This window comes from Clostridium sp. YIM B02555 (assembly GCF_022320955.1).
GTDB lineage: Bacteria > Bacillota > Clostridia > Clostridiales > Clostridiaceae > Clostridium > Clostridium saccharoperbutylacetonicum.
Window position 1 is genome coordinate 77,209 of record NZ_JAKJJY010000013.1, and the last position, 25,065, is coordinate 102,273.

Here is a 25,065-nt window from a genome sequence, read left to right on the forward strand (position 1 = left end):
AGTGTTATGATTATAATTTCACATTTCTCATCAAGAAATCCTGAAAAGATTTCGTAACTAACGACAATTTATAATTGAACATTGATAATTGAAATATATATATTAAGAGGTTTTATATGAGAAAGAAAAGAAGATTGCTAAATCTAAGAAGAATTGTTTTTTTAGCAGTTGTAATAGTTATTTTGTTACCCTTAATTTCAATTAATGCATTTTTTATAATTCAATCTAAAAATTATCTTAATCAGTATGGAACTAAAGAAATTGAAGGTGTTAGAAACGAGAAAATACAGAATATTAAGCAATTTTATGAATTTATGAAGCTGGATATAAATAGCTTCTCAAATATTCAGGCAATGAATTATTTTGAACAAGACAATTCTAATAAGTTCATTGACATGAGCATTTTGAAGAATGTTAAATATTTGGGAAATGTATATATATTAGATCGAAATTTTAATCCAGTATATACATATAGAACAGAGGAATTTAACGAAAACTTAAACCAAGTAATTAAGCAGGCAAAATTTACAAAGCAATATTATATAAGTGATTTCTATGTTAAAGATGGAAAAGGATATCAATTTATTTTTAATAAAGTTATTAAAAATGGAGAAGTGATCGGCTTTGCTGCATTTGAATTTAATAAGGTTTTTTTCGATGAGCTTTTAAACAATAATAATGATGTTAATATTGATATTTATAATGGGAATTTTATAATTGTGGCATCAACCTTTGCTAATAGTGCAAATAGTATGAAAATAGATCAGTATACAAAAAAAATGCTGAACGGTGACACAAATACTGAAGTATCAGATGGTACAAGATTATCCTACAGCTTTATTGACTTAGGAGATAATTCTTTATATATTATTGCATCGAAAAGTGAGAAGTTAATTTTTAGTCCAATAAATAATTCTTTTATTTATTTGTTTATTTTCTTCATGTTGTCATTAGCATTTACAGTGGTGATTGCAGTTAGAGTTATATATTATATAGAGAAGAATATTAAAGCTACGCTTTTGGATAAGATTACACCAGAACTTAATGGGATCTTCGGTGAGGTTATGCCTGAAATGGAGGAAACGCTTGAACTGATTAATAATTCTGTAGAGAAGCTAGATGAACTAAAAGAGATAAAATCTAAGTTGTTGAAAGATTACAATGAAATAAAAAATAAAGAGGATAAGATAGATGAGGAAATTAGGAATATGTAAGAAACTTAGTAAGTATATCTATATATATCGTTATGATATTTTTTCAATAAATATTATGATTCTAATTATTTTGTGTATGTTAGCTCCTATTTATAAGCAAGGTCAGATTGTTTTTAGTGATATGGCTTTTGGCTTCACATCTGAAAGATACATGAATGAAATATTTGGCATTTGGAATGAGCGTTGGAGTACATCAACGCTTTTGAATGTTCCTAGATTAGCTTATATTTATCCTCTTTATCTATTATCAAAAATATGTAATTACGATGGACCTATATTTGTAAAAAGTTTTATTACAGTATTGATGTTAACCTCGGCAATATCAATGTATTTATTTTCTAAAAGAATTGTAAGTATCTATTTTTCAAAAAAATTTGATTTTCTTAAAGTATTTGCATTAATAACAGGATCAATTTTCTATGCGGTTAATCCATGGGCGGTAATTAGGATACAGCATATATATCTTCTTTGTGGATACAGTCTAATTCCAGTGGTATTAATGTTTTTCTTTAATACCTTTGATCCTAAATTTCAAGAACAATTAATACCAGGATATTACGTTTATTCAAGAAAGTTGTACCGTAGAAATGTAGTTGACATATTTTTCTTGAGCATTGTTTTTACAATAAGTGCAGGGGCTATTCATTATTTTTTCTATGATATCATTTTTATGGGTATTATTGGAGTACTAATTATAGGAAAAGCTATGATTAAGGCGGGACTAAAAAATAAAAATAGAATATATAGTATTTTAATAAATACTATAAAAAAGATAATTTTATTTGGTTGTATATTTGGTTGTTTTAGTGCCTACTGGTTATCTGCATATTTTGGTAGTATTTTATTTAAAGCTCAAGCTTCACAGCACAATATTAATGTTGTAGATACTCTTTCCTTGTTTAGTAGAAATAGTTCGATTAAAAATGTTGTTTATTTTATTTCTTATTGGTGGCCAATGTTCGACTTATCGAGTTTATCCATTTCTTTTTATTTAGGTGGAGCAGTAATTATTCTTTTTGTGTTTTATGCAATGTTTTTTAAAGGCTATAAATATAATATAATTGGTTTTTTTGCTTTGTGTACAGCGTTTTTTATGATATTTTCCACTGGAGTTAACTTGGACTTTTTCTCTGATACCTTTATTTTTATTGTTTCAAAAACTCCTATTATAGGATCTATGTTTCGAGATCCAAATAAATTTGTGGGGTTGATGGCAGTAGGCTTTAGTGTATTATTGACCTTTGGAATTCAAAGCTTTTTTGTTAGGTTTCAAAATAAGTCCTATGGATATTTTGCGAAAATATCAGTTATCGTTCTTGTAATTGTATCTTTTTGTTTATATCTAGCACCTTTTTATGTTCACTATATTAATGGCTTTTATACACCTATTAATATACCTTCAGATTATCTTGAAGTTCAAAATCATTTCAAGGATAAAGAAAAATTTGATAGTAAAGTGCTTTATATTCCAACTGCAGATAATATGATACAAAGCTATAATGGTGTAGCGACACCTTTTTGGAATAAAAATAATGATGAAGGTGGAGTTGAAAAGGCTACTGGTGATATTCAGGTATATTCTTCCCAGAAGAATACGATTTTTCAACATGAAGGTAATAGCTTAAGCATTAACTATTACATGAATTTTCTTCAAAGTATGCTGGATAAGGGAATGACTCAAAATATGGGGAAGCTTACATCGGCATTTGGAGTAAATGAATTAGCGTACCATAATGAATATAGTGGACAAGAAGTAAGGCAGAAATTTAATCTTGAGATGTTAAAAAATCAGAAAGGTTTAGAGAAGACATATGAGAATGGAATATTTAGTTTATATGATGTAAAGGATAATATACCGTATTTATACAATGTGCCTAAAAAAATAATGACACCTTATGGTTATAGTAGATTAGAGAGTTATTCCAATGTACCAAATTTTGATTTTAAAAATTATGGAGTCATCTTTTCTTCTCTTGAGGGGAAAAGTTATATTGGAGCAATGAATGAAGGTGATTATATTGAAGTTAATAATTATAATGATTTATTACTTTCAAATCTTCCAAAAGAAAATTATGTTTATCCCTTTGATGTTATTAATGATGGGGATGCTTTTTTGAAATGGAGTAAAACTTTAGTTAGTAATAATGATTGGAATTGGTATTTATCTTCACAAGGTTTGAAAAACTTTCCTTATGATTTTGATTTTGATTCTGGAGTGGCACTTACATATGCTACAAGTAGATTAGATGTACCACCTACTAAAATTGATAGCGTAAAGGGGTCACTTGTTGCAGATTTTGATTCTATGCTTAGAACAGAAAAATTTTTTGTACCAGATAATCCTCAAATATTTAATGTTGGTTCTAATCCAATAACAAACAACAATTCAGTACCAGTTTTACAAGGGGAAATTATGAAGGGTGACCCTCAAAATATTTGGCAGGTTGCTAAATCGGGATTACTTGATGCTAAAGCAAATAATCCATATAAATTTAATATTGTAGTTTCTGGAAGAGGAACAAATAAGATGCATATAAAAGTAAGATTCTTTGACAGGCAAATGAATGATTTGGGCACAAATTATGTAGTGGCACCAAATGAGGATGTTAATTTTGATGCAGTTAATTTTAAAGGTGATTTTGTTTCTCCAAGTGGAAGTGCATATATGAGAATGGAACTTTTGAGTTATCAAAAACCTGAGCAAAAGAATTATTGGTGGATTCATGAGATAAATATATATGATTTAGGAGAGTATAAAAAACCAAATAAGTTTACAATGACTAAAAAGTTTGACTATAAGCAAAAGGCAAAAGTCTATATGAGGACATTAGTTTCTGCTAAAGGAGGAGAACTTGGCGTTGAAATAAATGGAAAAGCAGTAGATGTAAATACGAAGGATAATTCTTTAACACAATTTAAATGGATTGAGCTTGGAGAGTATGAATTCAATTCTGGAAATAATGAAATTTCAGTTGAAAATAAGGAAGGTTTCAATGCTGTAAATGTTCTTGCGGTAATTCCTAAGGATGATTATGATAATATATCCTTCCCAGTAAATGCTGCAATAAAGAGGAGCAATATATTTGCAGTATTAGAAGCTGAAAATGATTTTAATTATTCAGGAAATATTCAAAGTGAACGAACATATCCTAAACTAAGTATGGGAAAGGGAATAAGTTCTCAAAATGGTGTATTGGAAAGAGATATTGATATTGTTAAGGATAGTAAGTATTCTTTTTCCTTAAAGATAAATGGAGTTAGTAAAAACAATGGAAAGCTGAATATTAAACTCTTAGATGAAAATAATAATGCAGTGCTTGATAAAGATATATTAACCTCAGAATTGGCATCCAATGGAAATAAAAAAGATATGGTGGTTGACAAAGAACCATTAAATGAGACATTTCCGCAAACTATAAAGTATTTGGACAGCATTATTAACAATTATAATACAATAACAATCCATGATGTTTCTCTTTCAGAAGGAAAATATAAAATGAAAATCACCTTTGATAGTAAGGTACCATCTGTAAGTACAATAGCAGATATTCATAAATTTCAGCCTGATGAAATAAAAGTGGTAGATAATATTGAGGATATTTATGATGAAGGTGGAGGGGGAGATGACGTTTTAAGTGATACTATGATGAAGGATAGGATAGAGGGAGACACCTTGCATCTGGATTTTGATAAAACCAATGCTACTAACTGGTATAATTATGCTTCAAGGAAAGCTGCTGTAGTACCAGAAGAAGAATACTTAGTTACTTTTAACGCTATTTCTGAAAATATAAGAAAGAGGCATATGAAGGTTACGTTTCTTGATGAAAATAACCAATATATAAGTGCAACCTACATAAATGATGTTGAAGAAAAAGAAAAGACTAAGTGGAATAACTATCAACAAGTAGTAAAAGCACCAGCAGGGGCAAAATATATGCAATTCAATATTCTATGTCTTGGTAATAAAACAGAAAAAGGATATATTGAAATGAATAACTATAGTATTCTCCCATATAAAGAGCTTATTACACTTGATAATGTAATGTATTTTGAAGGGGATAATATTGATAATTTCTTTGAGGGTAATTTAGAAAGTCATAAAGTTGAGTATAGCCGTGTTGATACAATGAAAAGGAATTTTGAAATAAGTAATCCTTCTAGGGATAAAGTGCTCTTAAATTACTCTGAGTCACCAAATCCTTTATGGGAGATTTCTCTTGGAAGTTTTAAAGATAGAGGCGTACTAAAACTCAATGGAGTGACTACAGGGATTATAACTGATGAAGATGGAAAAGGTACTATAGAAGTAGTTATTAGAAAATTATATTATTTCAGCTTTATTTTTATTTTTGTAGGAATAGGATTGTGTTATATTGCATTTAAAAAATGCAAAAAGTAGAATTTTATATATAGATATCCAAACCAAGAATTAGACTTACGCAACAATTACCGAAATATGATACAGTTATCTTCCGCAGTACTAGTGAAATTTTCGCTGGAAGGTTCTAAGTGGAAGGTTGCACCCATTTCTGCATGTTCCTAAAGTAAATTTATGACAAGCAGAAAGTGGAACAACCTTCCACTAATAACCATCATCAGCTCAATTTCACATGCCTGCTCCAGAAAAAAATGTATCATATTTCTAGTGTAGTGTTACGCTTATAATTTCTGAATAATGCATACATATTCCATTTATAAGTTAAACTCTTAAATTGGATATCTATAAGTTAAAACCTTTATGCTGTTATTTTGTAAAAAAATATCGGGGCGGTTATAGTGAGTTTCACATATATAAAGGTTTAAACATATAATGAACTAGTATCATTACTTGGAGTTGAAAATGCGTGATATACGGGCTTATTTTAGCTGGAGGTAAAGGCAGTAGATTATATCCTCTATCAAGAGCCGGAGAGCCGAAACAATTTTTGAAGCTTATTAACGACAAAAGTTTTTTAGTTAATACTGTTGATAGGGTAATCCCATTAATAGATAAAGATAATATTTATGTTGTGACAAATTCAGAGTATAAAGAAAAAGTAAAAAATGAACTTGCAGGTATTAAAGAAGAAAATATATTTGTGGAACCTGCTAATAAAGAAACTGCTTTGTAGACGACAAAGGTCTTTTTGGAAATTTTAAAAAATAAGTTGAAATACATTTTAAAGAGTTATAGTATGAATTTAGGCATCGATGTACTTTATAAAAATAAGAAGGTAGAATTATGAATACTTGTATTGAAATAATACCATCATATCATGTAGCTTATATACGAAGAACAGGCCCTTATGGCTCAGAAAATTCAAAAATAATGGAGCAATTAAAAAGTTGGGCTAGAGAAAAAAATTTATTTAATGAAGGTTCAATAATATTAGGTATAGCTCAAGATAACCCTAAATTCACAGAACCTAAAAATTGTCGTTATGATGCATGTATAGTTGTTTCAGAAGAATTCAAGATTGATGACAAATATATTCATTTAGGAAAAATTATTGGTGGAGAATATTGCATATTTAAAATAAGTCATACTGCAGATGCTATACAAAAAGCATGGATGGAGATATTTGATGAGCTATCAAAAAGAAATTATCAATTTGATGATAAAAGACCTATACTTGAACGTTATACAATACAAATGATAAATAAGCATTTCTGTGAAATTTGTGTACCAATATTATAAAAAATATTAAGACAAATTCTAATGCATTATTGAGGTAATTCTAAATTTTTTAAAATGCTGAATTAATAAAAAAATTGCAACATGCTTTACATAAATCTTATATATTATAAATTTATAAGATAATTAAACATCATTTACCCATTATTAAATATAAATGTCCAGAATGAAGAATGATCTATTCACCCTAGTAGATCATTCTTTTTATTTTATAGAAAAAATTAATTCTAGAAGATATATTTTGGAAATTAATGATTGAAAGGGGAGTTGTGTAAAATGAGTAATTTTATTATTGCAGTAGATCATAGTGCAAGTGGAAATGTTGGATGTGGTGTTGTTGATCGACTTGATGAAAGCAATTGCAGTAGAATGATTGGATTTTTAGTTTCACAGTATTTGCAAGAGAAATGACATGTAGTTAATTTACTTAGAATTGATAAGAGTAATAGTTATAACTGTGAAAGTTGTAAATGCATTAGCAGGTGATTTGAATTTGTCTGATAGAGGTATAAAGACAAGAAATCGTATTGTTTTGAATAGGACTGTTATGACTGCAATATTAGTTGAATGCTTATTTGCTGATAGTGACGATGCAGATAAATATAATGCTAAAGTTATAGCAAGGGCTATTGTAAATGGATTAGTTGGAGCAAGTGATGGAGAATGGAAGCTTGGTGGAATCGAAATGATATTGGCTTGTGGTACCGTACAGATTTTGAAAACAGATATTACGATATAATTGATAATGGATGGAAAGAAATTAATGGAGAGTGTTATATATTTGATAATAGAGGATATGCTTTGCAGGATGTCTGGTATTATGATGGGGGTTATAATGCATGGTATTACTTAGATGATGAGTGCAAGATGGTTAGAGGGAGTAAGGATAAGATTTTGTGGTTGTGTGTGCTATGTTTTGTAGATGATGGGAAGATGCATAGGGATTGTCTTACACCGGATGGCTGGAAAGTTGACGGAAATGGAAATTGGATTAATTATGTTAATTAGAATAACAAAAGCTAAATTGAATTGAAAAAATGATATTTAAACAAAAAAGTAAATTTAACTATATAATAAAAAGCATTCTCGTTAGGATGTTTTTTATTATGGGGAAAATTGTAATTTTATTGATATAATGATAAAATTTTATTATCATTTGAAATAAAAATATTTTGCTATTTAAAGAAATAAGAGATTAATATATGTACGAATATAAAGTGAAAATGCAACTTAGAGAATTAAATTTAAGAGCATGGAATTGAAAGAAGTATAAGTAGGATACACACGATTAGGATGTTTATAAGAGGAACAATAATATATAATTCTGTCTCAATATTTAATGAGATTATGACTATAAAAGGTGGCGTTTTTATGATTAATGACAATTCTTAATAGGTTAAATGAAGCACAGAGGGAAGCCGTTACGACAACAGAAGGATATGTCCGTGTGATAGCAGGAGCTGGTAGTGGTAAAACAAAAGCATTAACAAACAGATATATTTATTTAGTTAAGGAATTAGGAATTTCAACTTCAAATATTTTATGTGTAACTTTTACCAATAAGGCTGCACGTGAAATGAAAAAACGTATTAGAGCTGTAATAGGAGATAACGACACAGGATTAATATCAACATTTCATGGTTTTTGCAGATTATTATTAAAAGAAGATATACATACCATGGGCTATCCAGACAATTTTATTGTAATGGATACTGAAGATGTGGAATCTATATTAAATAATAGTGGTTACGAAGCCATGTTAAGAGAAAGTGGAGAAGATGAGCGACTTGATAATTTAGCTGAATTAAAAAATTCTGTAACTGACTATGAAAATAATGCAGGTGAAGAAGCTACATTAGAAGATTATTTGCAAGAAATATCATTGTACACTAATACAGATGTTCAAGATAATAAAGATACAGTAAAAATGATGACTTTGCTTACAGCTAAAGGATCGGAGTTTCCATATGTTTTTATTTGTGGATTAAATGAAGGAATATTTCCAAGTGAAAAGACTGATACCATAGAAAAAATGGAAGAGGAACGTAGATTGGCATATGGCGGTTATACAAGAGCAGAAAATGCATTGTTTTTAAGTGATGCAGAGGGTATGAATTTTAATGGAAATTATAGATACCCATCAAGATTCATTTTCAATACAGAGAAAACATATCTAAATTATACAGTAGAATTAGAAGAAAATTTAATTAATGATGCAAATGATTTTATAGCAAATTCTGAAAATAGTATTAATGTAGTTAATACTATTAGATTTATCGTTGGAGAGAAAATACAACATAAATCGTTTGTTACTGGTAGAATTATTGAAGTAGATAATAATAATTCATCATATGTTATTAAATTTGATAATTCAGAAACACATAGAAATATTTCTTTTTCTGCTCAGCTAGAAAAAGCAGATACTGATGACTCTGAAATAGAATCAATTAATGAGCAACAAAAAGAAACAGTAGCAATGGAAGAACAACTTGCCAAAGAAGACAGAATAGAAAAAGAAAGGCTAGAAGCTGAAAGAATAGAGAAAGAAAAACCGGAAGCAAGAAAAGCTAATTTCAGAAAATAAGTATAAGTTTTTTGGAAGAGGTGCAGCGATAAAAAAAGAATCAAAAGCTAAAATAAAGGAACTATATCAGAAATTAGATGAAATGATTGAGTAAAATAGTATTAGTAGCAATAAAAAAATGGTTAAAGCGGGGTATAAGAAATGGGTAGAAAACGAAAATATAATATATATAAAATTAAAAATGAAAATGAAGTATCATTAATAAAAGAATTAACTGAAAAGAAGCTGGAAATTATAGGAGAAACAGAGATTGATGGGCATAAGTTAGAGTTGTATTTTTTACAAAAGGATAATGAAGGGAGTATATGGTGGGTAGAACAATATAAAAGCATATTTAAAGAATTAGATTCGGCAGATTATAGTCGAAGTAATTTGTATGGAGTTATGATAATTAAAAATGATAATTATATTTATGCTGTAAGTTACGGCAATTCGTATTTTTATTTGCAAAAATACTGTGATTATAATTTTGGGTTAGATTTAGCTGAAAGACTTGTAGATTCAAGTGGTGTTCATTCTAAAGTATCAAAATACTTCAATATAAATAAAAGTAAGGAAATAGTAGTTTATAATAATAATATTAATCTAGAATTCGATGAAGGTGAAGCAACATTTTATGTACAAGCAAAGCCAATTGATACAGATAAGTTTGGGAAAAATGTTAAGTTTGGATATTCTGCAAGTTTTCAAATAGATATTGAAGTTAGTGAATTGATAAATTTTATAAAGGAGATAGAATTATATTTAATCCAACCACCAAAATTTAAAGTCCCTAGAGTAAAAGTGTTGAATGATAAAATAGATAAAGAACTTATAAATTCATTAGATGAGGAATTACATAATGATATAAAAAATGGAGATTTAAATGTAAGATTTGAGTTTTTGGGATTAGTTGGAACTAATTTAATTACAGAGGATAATATCAGTTATAAACTATATATGAAAAATAGTAGTAAAAGAGAAAAAGTAGATACTTTAAATGTGAATATAGTAAAAGACTATATTACTAAAAATAATATTGATAATAAGCTTTTGAATGATATTAGAATAAGTTTTGAATCCGAAACTAATAATACATATAGTAGGAATTTAAAGGAAGTAATAGATTATACAATTGAAAAGAATGGAAAATATTACTGTATAGTAAATGGAAAATGGTCAGAGTTTAATGAATCTTATATTGAATATCTTAAGGAAAATTTAAATAGGATAAGTGATGAAATAGAAAGTAACAGTGACTACAATTTTAAGGTAGAGAAAATAGAAGAATTAAAAAAGATATGTAAAGAAAAAACGGATTATAATGAATTTGTGTATAATAAGTATTATATGTGTGATTATGGTTTTGAATGCTATGATAGAAATTTTATTAAATATGCCAATGTTGATGTTGAATTAGGAGATTTATATAAAGATAATACTTTATATCATGTTAAAATAGGTGAAAATGGTAAATTGATTTATGCAATTGATCAATCTACACTTAGTGTGAAAGTGTTAAAAGATCCTAATAAAAGGGAAGAGGTTAATGGAAAATTATTAAATAGGGAAATTAAAGGAATAGGCTTATTACTTATATTTGATTCTAAAGCTATAGTAAAAAATAATATCATTAACCTAAACAATATAAAGTCTATAATTTTTAAAATGAAAATTATGGAGTGGTATCATTGTGTTAAAGAAAATAATTTTATTCCTAGATTATTAATAAATTTTAAGGAATAAAAGTATTCTTGAGTTGTGCTATGATCTCTGAGGTTAGGTAGAAGATACTTAATTAAAATATAAACTAGAGCAAAATGAAGTTAAATAATAATTTGAAATTATTCCGTTAATGATTAAGATGCTTGAGCCATAGAATGGTCGGAATGCCATCTTCCGACCATCAACTAGATATGCTATATTATTTTAAAATACATTATGTAAAAAATGATATTTTTAATCTAAGGTTTGATTTATTTTCAATGACAAATACATATAATAAAATATTCTAAATAAAAATGTAGGTTTAGAATTATTAATTAGAGTAAAAGATAAATTTGAGTTCTATTATATGGATAAGAGCATTATAAATTGAAGTAATACTTAATTAGTTTTTATACTAAAAAAATGAGAATTTTGTAAATAGAGCAAACTACCTAGTTTTATAGGTAGCTGCTTTTTTGTAGAATATATTAGAAATGAACATAATTTAAAGATGAAACATTGCTTGCATTGATGTCATTAGTATCGTTAAGACCGAGTTGAAATAGGGCGTTTGTAAGTTTATTAGCTACTTGATTACCACGTGTAATTAAAGGAGTATTAAATATTAATGTTGGATTTAATTTACCATTCACTACATTCCAATCTACGAACACACTTAGAGGGCGATCACCATCATATTTTTTTTTGAAAGTACGATAGTTCAACGCTTTACAAGCAAAATAAATATTTGGATGATAATTTATGTAAGAATCAATAAGTTGTAGAGAGTGAATAACAGATTCTGCACTATCAAATTTTGATAAGTCACCAAACAAAATTGTATTAGCTACTCCAGAGTTTTCGATTATCTTACCATTTACATAGGCATTTTTTTTATCAAGAGGTAAGTTAGTTCCAGTATATATGTCAAAAAGTTGTTCCTTTGAAAGTAATATTTGATCAGATAGTTGTCCACTTTTTTTATTTAAAAGTTCAAATTTCCAACCTAAAGTTATAGCACCTTCTTCAGTTTTCCCTTGACTTGTCTTATAAATAAGTGGTTTAGAATCAAAGCTGTTTTTTAACTGTAAGGTTGAATTTATAACTATATTCATCCAGTCTGGACCAAAAATTTGTTCTGCGCGTTCAGCTGATGTTTTATTTTCAAGAAAATCTGCATTATCTTTTTTAACAGAAATTTTCAATTCATAATTTTTACTGCCATCTGACAATAGAACATAAATATCTGTTTTAGGTTCTCCTTGAGGTGTAGTAGGTTTTCCACTTTCTATAATTCTATATGTTTCATTTCCTGATTGGATTACTTTATTTATGCTGAAGAGACTGTGAATATATCTTTCAGCTTCACCAAAATTCATTGTCATATTATTACCCCCCCAGTGTAAAAAAAATGATTGTTATAAATATATTAACATATTATGTATAATCATACAAATTATATGGGGATAATATACATAAATATAACATTCGTTGACTATTCGGGTTAGTTCAGTTAAACTATGTATTAGACAAAAAACGGATAGTTAATGAATTAAAGGAGGTCATAAAATGCAAGTTAATGAGAGAGGGCGAGGAAAGTTTAAGCCTGCTCCAGATTATACAGCTGAAGATGTAAATAAAATTCTTAGAGAAAAAATAGAAGAAGAGCGAAAGAACTTTGAATCAAGTAGTCACACGATCGATTTTAGTAAACTTGATTATAGAAAAGATAAGTTCAATCTTTTATCTCTTTTTTGTGGCTGTGGCGGACTGGATTTAGGTTTTGAATTAGCAGGATTGCAAGCAGTAATAGGAAATAATGAAGCGTTAGAGTTGTTTAAAGACAAGGAATCATTTAATGTAGAAAGAGAAAAAAGCATTTTTCATACAATTTATGCAAATGACCTTTTTAAAGAGGCAACAGAATCGTATTCAAAGAATTTTTCAGATAAAGTTTACCTTGATTTGAGCGATATAAGGAAAATTAAGGAATTTCCCAAAGCAGATATTGTTTTGGGGGGATTTCCTTGTCCAGGATTTTCCGAAGCTGGACCAAGACTTATAGATGACGAAAGAAACTTTTTATATCTTCATTTTATTAGATGTTTAATGCAAAGTAAACCACTAATATTTGTAGCAGAGAATGTTAAAGGAATGATGACTCTAGGAAAAGGAGAAGTATTCAAGCAAATTGTAGAAGACTTTAAAGCAGCAGGATATACTGTTTATCATAAATTATTAAATGCTAGAGATTATGGAGTTCCACAGATTAGAGAGAGGGTAATTTTAGTTGGTGTGAGAACAGATATTGATTTTGAATATAAATATCCTAATCCAACTCATGGAAATATGCCTGGATTTAGTGAATTCATTACATTAGAGGAGGCAATTGGAGACTTGAGAAATAACCCGGGTGAGTACTTTACAGGTTCTTATTCAAGTATATTTATGTCTAGAAATAGGAAGAAAAACTGGAGTGATCAAAGCTTTACAATCCAAGCATCTGGAAGGCAAGCACCCATTCATCCAGGTGGATTGCCAATGGAAAAGATAGGTAAAGATAAATGGATATTTAGAGATGGAGAAGAGAATAATAGAAGGCTCTCAGTTAAGGAAATTAAAAGAATACAGACATTTCCAGATTGGTATTACATAAGTGATGGGGGAAATAATGAAATAAAAGATACTGGGAGAATTGATAAAATGTATAAGCAGATAGGAAATGCAGTTCCAGTATTTTTAGCAAGGGCAGTAGCAAAACCAATTGCAGATTGGGCTGTTAAGTATATTGAAAATAAGGATGGTACTGAGGATTCTTCTAATGAAGTTGCAGTTTCTCAATAATTAATATTGTAACCCTCTGATTTTATTAGAGGGTTTATGTTTATAGTATTTAAGTTTATATAGTTTAGAAACTTATATTAATAATTATCTAAGAGGTGATTTAATTTGAATTTAAATAGAACATTAACATCAACAGTATATGTGATAAATAAAGGAAAAGTACTTCTTCATTTACATAAAAAACATAATTCTATCTTTCCATTAGGGGGGCATATGCAACCAGAAGAGCTACCTCATGAGACAGCAATAAGGGAAGTATATGAAGAGTCTGGATTAAAAATTGAATTATATAATGATGAAGATCAACTTGAATTAGGGAGAGTTAGGCAATTACATAGACCAATTAATGTATTACTAGAAAATATAGGACACACTGTTGAAAACATAGATTTTATATATTTTGCAAAGACTGATGAAGAAATGTTAAAACCACAAGATGGTGAGAGTAATGAATTTTACTGGATGTCTAAAGATGAAATAATTAATAATGATAATATTAAGCCACATATAAAAACTATGGCATTAAAAGCTTTAAATTTAATTAAATAAATATTGATAGTGCCTAGCATGGCGATAAGAATGCATGGTGCAAGGCATGATTGTATATTTAGAAATGCAAGGGGAAATCTGAAATTGTTGTAGTATAAAAGATAGAGTTTAGAAATAAATACTTTGTTTCTATTTGTATGGCAAAGAGGTAAAGATAATATGAAGCTTCAAAATCAAACTGTTAAAACAAATTTTAAATTATATCAAGAACAAAATTCTAAGTTGGAATCTTCTATTTTTGACCTTATAGATGGGGGCAAAGAAACAAAGCAGACAAAAGGGTTAGCGTACTTACTTAAATTGGATACTAAAATAATAGAGAAAATTATTAGTTTGCAATCAGTATCATCAAAAATTGAAACATTGCTAGGTAATGATATAAAGAAATTAAGAAATTCAGAATTTATACAAATAGATGCAGAGATGATTTCTCATGGAAAACCATCTATAAGAAGAGATATTACCATAACATTTTATAGTAGAAGTAACGCTAAGCTAATTAATGAAAAGATTTTAGTTATTGTTATTGAGGCTAAAAGTGTGAAGTTGGAAAATGTCAAAAATATAAAAGATCAACTGAAAAAATATTTAGACCCTGAACATTATCCTTGTGATAATAATATTCCAAGAATAGGTATATCGCTTACAAAATATCATCAGATTTTTGATGGTAGTAATGAAAATTTTGTGAGTATTACATGGAGTGATTTAATAGAAATTATAAGAAGTGAAATTAGAAATAATTCAAATCAAATATTATTACAAAATATATTGATTGAATATTTTAATTTTATTGCAGGAGTAGATAAAAATATGAATTTTTATGAGCAAGAAGTTTTATCAGTACCAGCTGGAAATACGTTTAATGTGATTAAAAAATATAATATTCATGCATTTCCTAGTAGTTATTCGTATTAGAGTTCAATATTTATTACTTTTAGGAATAAAGGTAGTGGAAATATGGAGATTTTATATAGAATAGATGAAATTTTATTATTAAATCCACATGATTTTTCATATAAAACTGTGCTTCAAAATAATAAATTAAAATATTCAAAAAGATTATTAGATTATATTGAAGAGAGAAAGAGCGAATGGAAATTTGATAGTAATGAAGATTATAGATTTTATGTCTTATCAGAAACTGAACAAATAGTGTTAAAGCATTGTCCAAAACCTGTAGTGAATAATCCAGGTCCACGCTATTATAGTTTGGCTGAGATATTAAGTGGAAAGTCAGAAGTAAAGGTTGCCTCAATGAGAGATGGAGTAGAAAAAAATAGTTAGAAAAATTAATACTTATTATGGATATAAAATAAGAATTTACACTACCTATAGTAAATTATCCTTAATTAGTAATATTATATATATAGTTCTATATCAGTTTCAAGAATAAAAAATATTAGTTGTAAGGTATAATAGAATAGAGACAACCTTATATAAATACTGTATTAAATATATTAAAGAATAGTTTGAGTTCATAAAAATAAAGCATTATCAATAATTCGATAATGCCTTTTATATAATAGTTCTATTTTACTTTTTCAATCATACAGTAATATACAGTTTTGCGTTTATTAGGTGGAATTGAATCTCTCCATCCCCTTGGTTTACCTGATATAGTATTAAATACCCAACGCTCATTTCCTGGTTTTGACATAAGTCCGCTAGCTCTATTATGTTCAGTATCACTTGCTTGTCCATACCAAGAACGTCTTATAGCAATTTTAATTTTATCTTTATATTTATGGAAAAATTCATCAAATGTAAAAACAGATATATCGATAGTACTCGTTAAGTCTTTAGGTCCCTCTAATATTAAACTGGCAGGATACATAGAATTTCCTATATTAGGACTTCCAGTCATCATTAAGTATTTTAATATTATTTTAAAATTGTCTTCAGATAAAAAATCATTCCAAGATCTATTTCTACCTCTAATTTGACCATTATGAAGTTGATGGATAGCATAATCAAATTTAGAAATTATTTTATCAGAATTATCAATTTTTAAAGTTTTTAGAAGTACAGGTAATTCTGACCGTTGTAATCTATTAAACAAATTACAAGAAGGATGTTGTTTTAGAGAAACACCAATGTTATTTATATAAATATCAGCTTTTTTGCTAGAAGAATCTGGTTTGATGGCGTTTAATTCTTCAAATGTAGTGATTGGAATAGGTTGTCCAGCATTGTTTTGAGGATTAGAAAGAGATGTAATTTGACCAAGGTGATTAAGAGATATTTTATTTAAATTTTTAAATAAAAAGGTACATAATTGTTTTTCATTTCCCGCCATAATATAACCTCCGTATTATTTGATAAATAAATTATAACATAAGTTATAAATATTGGGGGATTATGTTACTACGTGTAAGTGCATGAATATGAAATAGCTATTTTATAAAATAATTAAATTGTGGTAGTATTATGAAATGAATGAATATCTAAGGAAAATATGTATATAGGCGGTAAAACTAATTATTATTTGTGAATTTATAGCGAAGAAAAACCAGATATAGTTAAAATTAAAATTGGAAAAGAAAAGTTAGTGTTTACTTGTAGTGCTGTTATTGGGGATTTTGAAAATGTGTTTGAACTTAAGTATGATGTGGAGAAGTGCAGCTGGGTGCTTTATATGATTTAATAATAGAAATATGCAAAAAAATTACAGGTAATATGGTAAAAATATATAAAATTTGTAATAAAAGATGTATAATCAAGATAGAATATTAGGAGATGAATGTTCTATCTTTTTTTATATTTCAGAGTTTAATGAGTTTAAAATGATGATTATGTCTATAATTGACTCTTTAGATTAGGGAAGTTTATTATTATAGGAGTTTTAAAGATGAATTAAAAGATTTTTAAGAAATGTGATATTACGGGATAACAATGTAATTCATGCAGTATGTATTATATAAAAACAATTGAACTGTTGTAATTATACAAGCTATAAAAATATATGCAAATTAGAAATTTTACATTTTCTAATATAAATAAAACTATAAAAAATAGTTACCTTAACTGTAAAAATTATTATAGTGAAATTTATAAAGTACATATTGTTTATATTATGAACAAATATACAAAAAGAAGGAGGTTATATGATTTATTTTGAAGATATTTCATATATGAAATTATGAATAATGAATTACCACAAATAGATCAAGAGGAAATAGAGGAATTAAAGACCACATTAATGTCATCTGTACCTACGTTGTTTTTAGGAGCAGGATTCTCAATTGGGGCCAAGGGTGAAGTTGATGCATTGGACGGTAAAGGATTAAATCAATATATATTTGATACATTGATTAAGGATGAATTGGATAAATCTGATTATGAGGAAGTATCAAATTATAATCTACGAAGAATGTGTGAGGAAGTATATAGTATATATGGTGGAAAAACTGAATTAAGAACATTATTAACAGAATGTTTTAAAAATATTCGACCAGGATCTGATAAATTCCATCTGAAATTTACCAACTATCCTTGGAAAAAAATATATACTGTGAATGTTGATGATTTAGTTGAACATATTTATAAAATGAATGGAATAGAATTACAAGTTCAAAATAAGAAACAATTTATTATTACTGAAGGAAAAGCAGAGTTATACAAGTTACATGGTTGCGTTAATCGCCCAGATGAAGGATATGTATTTTCAGAAAGCGAATATCTTGGATTAACTACCTCTATACTAGATGCTAAAATCAATAATTTTTCAATTGCTATGCAGCAAGAAGATATTATTTTTATTGGTGCAAGTATGGATGAACCAGATATTCAATATTATTTGAAAAAATATGAAGATGCAGGGTGCAAATATAGAAAAAATAAACTTTTTTTCATTGATCCCAAACCAAGTCGCTATCTAAGAAGCAGAGCAAAGGAACTTGAAGCTAAAATAATTCAGTGGACAACAAAAGATTTCATAGAATTTGTTACTAAGATTAATTTTAAACCAAATGAAATCGAAAAAGCAAAAATAACTTTAAACTATAATGGTATTATTAGATTAGCAGATTTAAAAAAAACATATGTTAAGCCATATGAAAGCAGTATTTATGAAGGATATTACTGCAAATGGCAAGATATTTATGAAGAATGGACATTTGAGGAAACAAATTACAAAAGAGCTATAAATGAATTGGAAAAATTATTAAATTTGGGAAATAATATAAATTGTTTTAGTATTTATGGTACAGTGTTATCTGGGAAGAGTTGTTTGTTAAAGCAATTAGGTTATTATTTAGATAACAAGGAATATGATGTACTAGAATATAGAGGAAGATTTCTGTCAAGAAATTCAATTATTGAATATATAAATAAATCGCCTTATACAAAATTTGCATTATTAGTTGATGGTGGAAGCTATTACTATGAGGAAATCGAAAAATTATTTTCTGCTAAAATTAATGACAAAAAATTAGTTATTTTAACGGCTTCAAGAGAATACTATCACCATAAAAAGAAATATTATTTAGAAGGAAATAGTTATATTGAATTTAAGCAAAATGATATTTTTGTTAAAGATGATGCAGTTCTTATAGCAAAAAAGCTTGAAGAAAAGTCACATTTAGGATATATGACTTCGTACAGTAATTCTGATGCTATAATTCACAATATTTTAAAATTAAAAAGTATGGTTAACTTAATAGTTGATTTAACGTATGGAGAAGGGATGCGTAGAAAGGTTTTTAACAATGTTAAAATAATTAATAAGTTATCCGAAGAGGAGAGAAGGTTGTTAACAGAATTGGCAATATTTGATATAGCTGATGTAGATTCATATCCACGTGAATTATTTACAGAACAATATGGAAATAGAGTAAAAGCCGATGCTGAAATTGATACTTCAACAAAGAAAATAGTAGATTATGTTAGAATGGATGCAGATGGATTGACACTTCGAAACTGTCTATTAAACGAATATATCCTTAAAAAGGAAAAGAGTAACATACCGAAAATATTAATTGATATGTTGATATATGTATCAAGATTTGTTAGAGAGAAAAGAAATGATACATGGTACATTATATTTCAATGCCTTTCGAAGGAAGAAGTATTACATAATAAGTTTAAATTAAATAATATTGATATAGGTAATATCTATTATAGTATCAAAGAACAATATAAAAATATTAGTTATTATTGGCTTCAACTAGGATTATACGAACAAAAAAATGGTCATTTTTCAAAGGCATATAATCATTTAGAAATATCGTCAAAAATAAGACCAAATTCTTTTAAAATTCAACATGCCATAGCAAGAAATTATTTAATATATGCAAATAGTACTAACGATTATACAAAAGCATTATCGTTATTCTTGCAAGGAGAAGAAAAGATAAAAGAATTAATTAATAGCAAAGAGTATTATAAAGAAAAAGCTAAAAAATTTTCAGTTAACTGTTATATTTTAGAAAAGATCAAGTTTATAAATAAGTTTAAGATTGAAGCATCAATAGAAGATTTACATTATATGAATAATATTTTAATGAGCATAACACCAGCAAATAATGATTCATATTATGAAAATGTTTTAGGGGCATTCTATAAATTGCTTGAAAAACAAGACAAGCTGTCAATCTTGAAAATGGACTTTTCGAGTCCATATTTAATCTTTGTTAATAACAATTTTAGAGTTGATTTGGAAGTGAATGATAAAGATCCAGTTATTGAAGCGCTATAGTTTCTTTACTATATTTAATAATATTGCTGAAAAGACATTATTTTTAAGTTGTTTGAGAGTTTATTGGAGTTAGTGGTTATCCTAAAGTTAATTTTATTACGAAGGAACGTCAAATTAAATTGCGTCACACCTTCAAATGGATTGGATAGTAAATTGTTAGTTTTAAATATTTACTAATAATTAATTGTTATAATATAGTTAACTATTATGTAGATAGGAGGAGAACAAATGAATAATTATGATAAATGGTATTTCTTTTATGATGAAGCATTTCATGATAGAAAAATAGATGTTACTAAAGACAATAAAATAAATATATATACCAATGATGCAAGTGATATTTATGTAGGAACTTTTATTGGATGTAAAAAAGAAACATTAAAAATTTTATATAAAAATTTTAGCGTTTTTGAAAATAAATTTATAAAAAAGTTTGGTTTAAATGAAGAATTAAAAGGTACAACTATAAAAAAAAAGAATTTTAAGTATGGAATTCGTTCATTTAATAAAGATACAATTGAATTCTATGAAGATTATTTTGATGTGTTGGATAATGATTTAATGTTTAACATAGTTATGTTAAGTAAAACTTCATATTTTATTTCTGAATTTTTAAAAGATATTAAATCTAATATATTTTTTAATAGATTGTCATTCAGATATTCTTTAATAAAGTTTTTATATAATTACAGATGCATGAATTTATTGCTTGAATTATTTCAGGAGAATAAAGTGATAAATTCTTATAGAATTAATAAGAATTTATTAGAGATATTAAACAAAGTAATACAAAAAATTGATGGTATAAAAAAGAAAGGAAGAGAGCTTGAAGCATTAAAAGATATTAAACGTATATTACAAAAAAGTGAATTAATTACATATTCAAAAAGACAATATCTGTGGAATTATAATGAAGTTTTTGATGGTTTCAATTTAATGTTACAAAGTATTGATGTGAAGCAAGAGGATGTACATTTACATATAGACAGAGAACAAAAAACTTTTGAAGCAGCAATAAATAACGGAAAATATTTTTCAATAGCTCAAGATAATTCTAAAGAAGTTGCTGCAATAAGAATTTCAGATATATTAAGTAATTTTATAGGCAGAATTATATTAGCAATGGAAGAAAATTTACATGAAATTGAGATTAATCATATAGATGATTTAAATAAAATTGATTATGAAACAAAAAGATTATTAGATGCTGAATGGTTTAACTTAAATGAAAGACAATTTATAATGTATAAGAAAATTTATAGTATTTTTATTCCTCTTATGAGTAAGTATAAATGGATTACATATGGTTCTATATTTTTTGATTATTCAACTCTATTTTTTTGTTTGATACAGTATATTGGCTATAATGAATCATATGAACAATTTAATCAAACAACTCCAGATATGCATAGTGAATATTTTAACCAATATAGTTGTGAGGTTTTAAATTTGAGATATAATGAAGATTTTTAATTAAAAAATAATTAATATCATTGAAATTTAAATTTAATCCCAATATCATTTGGAACGCTCTTTAATTCATTTTATTCTATCCAATTTGGAATGTAAATATTGTAGCAATAGGATATAATAAGACGCAATAAAGTATAATAAAATATGCTGTTTTTAAAATACAGAACTCGGCTATAAAATTACTATTATTATAATGAGGAAATCTAAATTTTTGTGAATAAATTATGGAATAATCTAATAATTATGAAGCTTTTATAAATTTTGAAATATATGAAGAGGTACATATATTTAAATACCTTTTCATTTTGTTATATATTATCTAATATCATTCTATAAGGGGCAAAAAAAGGGGCAAAACTAAAATTTGCGCTTAAAATAATGCTGATATAGCTTGATTTAACTTAGCTATAGGATTATTTAATACATGATTGCAAAAATTATTATCTTTATTAATGTTGTTCAATTACTCTAGATGATTATAAAATAATACTAAAGCAAAGTAGAATAGAATAAAAAATTTTAAATTAGTCGGACAAATAATGTTCGGCTTTTTTGTGTGCTCAGCACGTGCTAATCGGTGAAAGTACGTGTTCTTACCTGGGGAGATCTGATAGATACGTACTGAAAGAATTAAGTTTCCAAGTGCAACTTATACAGTGATGTATAACTGAATTTATCAGAAGTCATAGTGACTCTGCTAAATGGGATAGTGGATGAAGGACTGAACATTAGGAGGTTTACAACTTTGGACAAATCAAAGAAAGAATATATCTCAAAAGTGGAATTCTCATTAATTAAATTTCGGTAACAAGTGAAGAAGGAACGCCACGAGGTGGTCCATTAAGTCCATTATTATCACTATATGGTAAATTAATTCTTAATAATATGTTAGGTTTAAATAGAATAGAGTTTAAATTCTTAAAAGAACTACACATAAAAAGTGCATAAATTCCTACATTTCCATGTTGGAACTTTTATGCACTTTCATATTAACATTTACAATATGTTTAATACATGGTTGTTATGCATCGATTCTCTGATGTTTATGGAAAAATTGTGTTAAAAAAAGCTTAGATTAATTATCTTTCGTAAAAGTAATAATTTGTATTAATCTCTATTTTTTAAAGCTTCTGTCATAGGAATTGAATATAAATGTCTTTTTAAAAAGTATAAGCTAATATAGTATGAAGTAAAAATAATTATAAACATAAATAAATAATCATAACCAGTTAAAGATATAGGCATATAAGTTTGCAAATCGGATGTTAAATTGGGCCATAGTGCTTTTGTTATTTTAGCACATAATGGAATCGCAATAAGAGCAGAAACTAAAACGACATAGAATGAACTTCCTAGATAAAGTTTATTTAGTTCTTTTTGAGTATATCCTAAAACTTTTAATAATGAAATACTATAAGTGTTTTTATCAATAATTAATTTTAGTAATAAGTACATGGTAATAACAAACATTATACTTGCAAAAATAATTACAAGTAAGATAGCATCCGACATTGAAGCAGTCATATTTTCACAACTTTTAATGAGGCTTTCTTTTGTTACTAAAGAAGCAATATACTTATCATTAATATTTAATTTTTTACTTGAAAGATAAGAATTAAAGTAACTTTTAGATTTATCAAGTAGTAAATTCATTTGCTCTCTATTCATAAATACATATAGACCAGTTGAGTAATCTACTATACCTGAAACTTTTAGGTTATAAATCTTATTATTAGAAGTATCTTTCAAAAACATAGTATCACCTATATTTAATCCTAGTTTATTGTGGATATTATTAGATATATATATACCTGGATCAGAATTTTTAATATTAAAGTTATAAAATTTAGAGTTTTCTTTAATTCCTTGGAATGTTAAATCTATATTTTGGCCAAGATCCTCATAGAAAATTGATAAACTTGTTACAGTAGTTTTTTCAACGTCATTATTTTCTGTAATTTCAATAGGTAAATTTAGAATATAATTATATTGAAATTTATTTTCAGTAGTTATATTTTGGATATATGTTTTTACAGCACTATTAGTACCTAATCCAAAAATAAGTAAAAATGTTGAAATAATTATTCCAAATAATAAAATTAGATTACTTTTGTATTCACGTAAAAATTGACGAAGTCTAAATTTTGTAATAAAGCTGAAATGACGGATAGTTATTGTATTCATTTTGGCTTGTTTTTTTTCATTACGTAATAGTTGTAGTGGAGAACTATTTAAACGTTTGGATAAAATATAAGTGTTAACTATTACTACAATCAGTATAGGGACTAATATTCCTAGAATTAATAATGATGGTGTATAAATTGTTGGAATATATGGAAGACTGTAATATTCAGTTGAAGTTACTATAAGAGGTCTGGCAAGAAGGAAACCTAAAAATGTTCCAACAACAGAACCGATGCTGACAAGAATCAGTGGAAGAATTAAAAAATGATAGAGTAGTTCATTTTTTAAGTATCCAAGAGAATATAAAGTTCCAATTATAGCACTTTCTTGATCTATTGTATTAATAATTGATACAGATATAATAAAAGAAATCATGATTATCAAAACAACTCCAAGAATAATGCCAACCTTTTTATTTGTAAGATTATCATCAATATAACCAGATATTCTGTGGTTATCCTTAGAATTTAAAAATGAAATTAATGAAGCATTTTTTCTAAGTATATTTTTAAATTTCTCAGAAGAAAATCCATTTAATTTGAAAGAATAATTATAAGTTATATTATTATTAAATTTATTAAAATTATTAGAAGATATAAAACCTATACCAAAATTTTCAGGTGATGCATTTGAGTCAGTAATTTTCTTTATTACAAGAGAATAATCAGGAGCAACCCCATATCCAATAACTGTGTATGGGGAATTGTTCAATTCTAATGTATGATTAATAGAATATTTATTTACTGAAGCAAAATGTTCATCCAAAATTATATCCATATTAGTATCAAGATCAGAAGAAAAATTCTTACCATTAACTATGGAAAGTTTATTTAAATTTTTACGTTCTTTAAATAATCGAAGTGTTTTATCATTATTAATTGAGTAGTCAATATAAAAATTTTCATCTACTGTGACACCTACATCATGAATCTTTTGTAAAGTAAAATTATCTAATTTAAATTTAACCTGAAATTCGCCATCCTGAAGATTATTTTCTTTAGCTATTTTTTCTCCTATTTGAATAACGCAGTCTGCTGAATTAGAAAAAGCAACAAGAGCCATTGAACTTAATATTATCAATAGAATTAAACCAATATATTTAATTTTATTTTCTTTGAATTCACGGATAATTCTTTTATTTAAAATCATCTATATT

The 25,065-nt window shown here is 26.9% G+C and carries 18 protein-coding genes; 15 read left to right on the forward strand and 3 right to left on the reverse strand.

The window, feature by feature from the left end; all coding sequences use genetic code 11:
• Positions 1-116: 116 nt before the first annotated feature.
• The 9 genes from L3B98_RS17555 (at position 117) to L3B98_RS17585 (ending at position 11,200) form a co-directional block, all read left to right on the forward strand.
• Positions 117-1,214: a permease gene (locus tag L3B98_RS17555; RefSeq protein WP_238917697.1), complete on the forward strand. Its 1,098-nt coding sequence runs from the start codon at positions 117-119 to the stop codon at positions 1,212-1,214.
• Positions 1,192-5,616, forward strand: coding sequence for a hypothetical protein (locus L3B98_RS17560; protein WP_238917698.1), 4,425 nt, complete (start codon positions 1,192-1,194; stop codon positions 5,614-5,616). Before L3B98_RS17555 ends, L3B98_RS17560 begins: the two co-directional genes overlap by 23 nt.
• Positions 5,617-6,061: 445 nt before the next feature.
• Positions 6,062-6,328, forward strand: coding sequence for a sugar phosphate nucleotidyltransferase (locus L3B98_RS17565; RefSeq protein ID WP_015390514.1), 267 nt, complete (start codon positions 6,062-6,064; stop codon positions 6,326-6,328).
• A gap of 110 nt (positions 6,329-6,438) precedes the next feature.
• Positions 6,439-6,894, forward strand: coding sequence for a GyrI-like domain-containing protein (locus tag L3B98_RS17570; RefSeq protein ID WP_238917699.1), 456 nt, complete (start codon positions 6,439-6,441; stop codon positions 6,892-6,894).
• A gap of 273 nt (positions 6,895-7,167) precedes the next feature.
• Complete coding sequence (locus L3B98_RS29135; RefSeq protein ID WP_343073692.1) at positions 7,168-7,302, forward strand: hypothetical protein; 135 nt, start codon at positions 7,168-7,170, stop codon at positions 7,300-7,302.
• Positions 7,303-7,324: 22 nt separating this feature from the next.
• A complete protein-coding gene (locus L3B98_RS29140) occupies positions 7,325-7,630 on the forward strand; it encodes an N-acetylmuramoyl-L-alanine amidase (protein ID WP_343073693.1) in 306 nt (101 codons plus the stop codon).
• Positions 7,555-7,899, forward strand: coding sequence for a hypothetical protein (locus L3B98_RS29145; RefSeq protein ID WP_343073694.1), 345 nt, complete (start codon positions 7,555-7,557; stop codon positions 7,897-7,899). The genes L3B98_RS29140 and L3B98_RS29145 overlap by 76 nt, the downstream gene beginning before the upstream one ends.
• Positions 7,900-8,269: 370 nt before the next feature.
• On the forward strand, positions 8,270-9,475 hold the full coding sequence (locus L3B98_RS17580; protein WP_238917700.1) for a UvrD-helicase domain-containing protein: 1,206 nt from the start codon (positions 8,270-8,272) through the stop codon (positions 9,473-9,475).
• A gap of 141 nt (positions 9,476-9,616) precedes the next feature.
• The gene (locus L3B98_RS17585) at positions 9,617-11,200 is read left to right on the forward strand and encodes a DUF6119 family protein (RefSeq protein ID WP_238917701.1); all 1,584 of its coding nucleotides are present in this window, start codon (positions 9,617-9,619) and stop codon (positions 11,198-11,200) included.
• A 449-nt stretch (positions 11,201-11,649) separates the two neighbouring features.
• On the opposite strand, the gene L3B98_RS17590 is transcribed toward L3B98_RS17585, so the two are convergent.
• Positions 11,650-12,546, reverse strand: a complete 897-nt coding sequence (locus L3B98_RS17590) for a hypothetical protein (RefSeq protein ID WP_238917702.1) — start codon at positions 12,544-12,546, stop codon at positions 11,650-11,652.
• A 184-nt stretch (positions 12,547-12,730) separates the two neighbouring features.
• On the opposite strand from L3B98_RS17590, the gene L3B98_RS17595 reads away from it, so the two are divergent.
• From L3B98_RS17595 to L3B98_RS17610, 4 genes are all read left to right on the forward strand, one after another.
• Entirely contained in the window at positions 12,731-14,005 is a 1,275-nt protein-coding gene (locus tag L3B98_RS17595) for a DNA cytosine methyltransferase (protein ID WP_238917703.1), read from the forward strand.
• 105 nt (positions 14,006-14,110) lie between these two features.
• Positions 14,111-14,554 (forward strand): NUDIX domain-containing protein, encoded by a 444-nt coding sequence (locus tag L3B98_RS17600; protein WP_238917704.1) that lies wholly within the window; start codon positions 14,111-14,113, stop codon positions 14,552-14,554.
• 159 nt (positions 14,555-14,713) lie between these two features.
• Positions 14,714-15,472 (forward strand): hypothetical protein, encoded by a 759-nt coding sequence (locus L3B98_RS17605; protein WP_238917705.1) that lies wholly within the window; start codon positions 14,714-14,716, stop codon positions 15,470-15,472.
• A 42-nt stretch (positions 15,473-15,514) separates the two neighbouring features.
• Positions 15,515-15,841, forward strand: coding sequence for a hypothetical protein (locus tag L3B98_RS17610; RefSeq protein ID WP_238917706.1), 327 nt, complete (start codon positions 15,515-15,517; stop codon positions 15,839-15,841).
• A gap of 244 nt (positions 15,842-16,085) precedes the next feature.
• On the opposite strand, the gene L3B98_RS17615 is transcribed toward L3B98_RS17610, so the two are convergent.
• On the reverse strand, positions 16,086-16,853 hold the full coding sequence (locus tag L3B98_RS17615) for a hypothetical protein (protein ID WP_238917707.1): 768 nt from the start codon (positions 16,851-16,853) through the stop codon (positions 16,086-16,088).
• A gap of 843 nt (positions 16,854-17,696) precedes the next feature.
• On the opposite strand from L3B98_RS17615, the gene L3B98_RS17620 reads away from it, so the two are divergent.
• Both L3B98_RS17620 and L3B98_RS17625 read left to right on the forward strand, forming a co-directional pair.
• The gene (locus L3B98_RS17620) at positions 17,697-20,252 is read left to right on the forward strand and encodes an SIR2 family protein (RefSeq protein ID WP_238917708.1); all 2,556 of its coding nucleotides are present in this window, start codon (positions 17,697-17,699) and stop codon (positions 20,250-20,252) included.
• Between the two features lie 228 nt (positions 20,253-20,480).
• Entirely contained in the window at positions 20,481-21,725 is a 1,245-nt protein-coding gene (locus tag L3B98_RS17625; protein ID WP_238917709.1) for a hypothetical protein, read from the forward strand.
• 1,107 nt (positions 21,726-22,832) lie between these two features.
• On the opposite strand, the gene L3B98_RS17630 is transcribed toward L3B98_RS17625, so the two are convergent.
• Positions 22,833-25,058 carry an ABC transporter permease gene (locus tag L3B98_RS17630; RefSeq protein ID WP_238917710.1) on the reverse strand — a complete coding sequence of 742 codons (2,226 nt, stop codon included), beginning with the start codon at positions 25,056-25,058 and terminating at the stop codon, positions 22,833-22,835.
• Positions 25,059-25,065: the final 7 nt, after the last annotated feature.

Bases quoted from the DNA above. Each gene is read 5' to 3' on its own strand.
- L3B98_RS17555 (WP_238917697.1), top strand. From the start codon at position 117: ATGAGAAAGAAAAGAAGATTGCTAAATCTAAGAAGAATTGTTTTTTTA.
- L3B98_RS17560 (WP_238917698.1), top strand. From the start codon at position 1,192: ATGAGGAAATTAGGAATATGTAAGAAACTTAGTAAGTATATCTATATA.
- L3B98_RS17570 (WP_238917699.1), top strand. From the start codon at position 6,439: ATGAATACTTGTATTGAAATAATACCATCATATCATGTAGCTTATATA.
- L3B98_RS29135 (WP_343073692.1), top strand. From the start codon at position 7,168: ATGAGTAATTTTATTATTGCAGTAGATCATAGTGCAAGTGGAAATGTT.
- L3B98_RS29145 (WP_343073694.1), top strand. From the start codon at position 7,555: ATGGAAGCTTGGTGGAATCGAAATGATATTGGCTTGTGGTACCGTACA.
- L3B98_RS17580 (WP_238917700.1), top strand. From the start codon at position 8,270: ATGACAATTCTTAATAGGTTAAATGAAGCACAGAGGGAAGCCGTTACG.
- L3B98_RS17585 (WP_238917701.1), top strand. From the start codon at position 9,617: ATGGGTAGAAAACGAAAATATAATATATATAAAATTAAAAATGAAAAT.
- L3B98_RS17590 (WP_238917702.1), bottom strand. From the start codon at position 12,546: ATGACAATGAATTTTGGTGAAGCTGAAAGATATATTCACAGTCTCTTC.
- L3B98_RS17595 (WP_238917703.1), top strand. From the start codon at position 12,731: ATGCAAGTTAATGAGAGAGGGCGAGGAAAGTTTAAGCCTGCTCCAGAT.
- L3B98_RS17605 (WP_238917705.1), top strand. From the start codon at position 14,714: ATGAAGCTTCAAAATCAAACTGTTAAAACAAATTTTAAATTATATCAA.
- L3B98_RS17610 (WP_238917706.1), top strand. From the start codon at position 15,515: ATGGAGATTTTATATAGAATAGATGAAATTTTATTATTAAATCCACAT.
- L3B98_RS17615 (WP_238917707.1), bottom strand. From the start codon at position 16,853: ATGGCGGGAAATGAAAAACAATTATGTACCTTTTTATTTAAAAATTTA.
- L3B98_RS17620 (WP_238917708.1), top strand. From the start codon at position 17,697: ATGAATAATGAATTACCACAAATAGATCAAGAGGAAATAGAGGAATTA.
- L3B98_RS17625 (WP_238917709.1), top strand. From the start codon at position 20,481: ATGAATAATTATGATAAATGGTATTTCTTTTATGATGAAGCATTTCAT.
- L3B98_RS17630 (WP_238917710.1), bottom strand. From the start codon at position 25,058: ATGATTTTAAATAAAAGAATTATCCGTGAATTCAAAGAAAATAAAATT.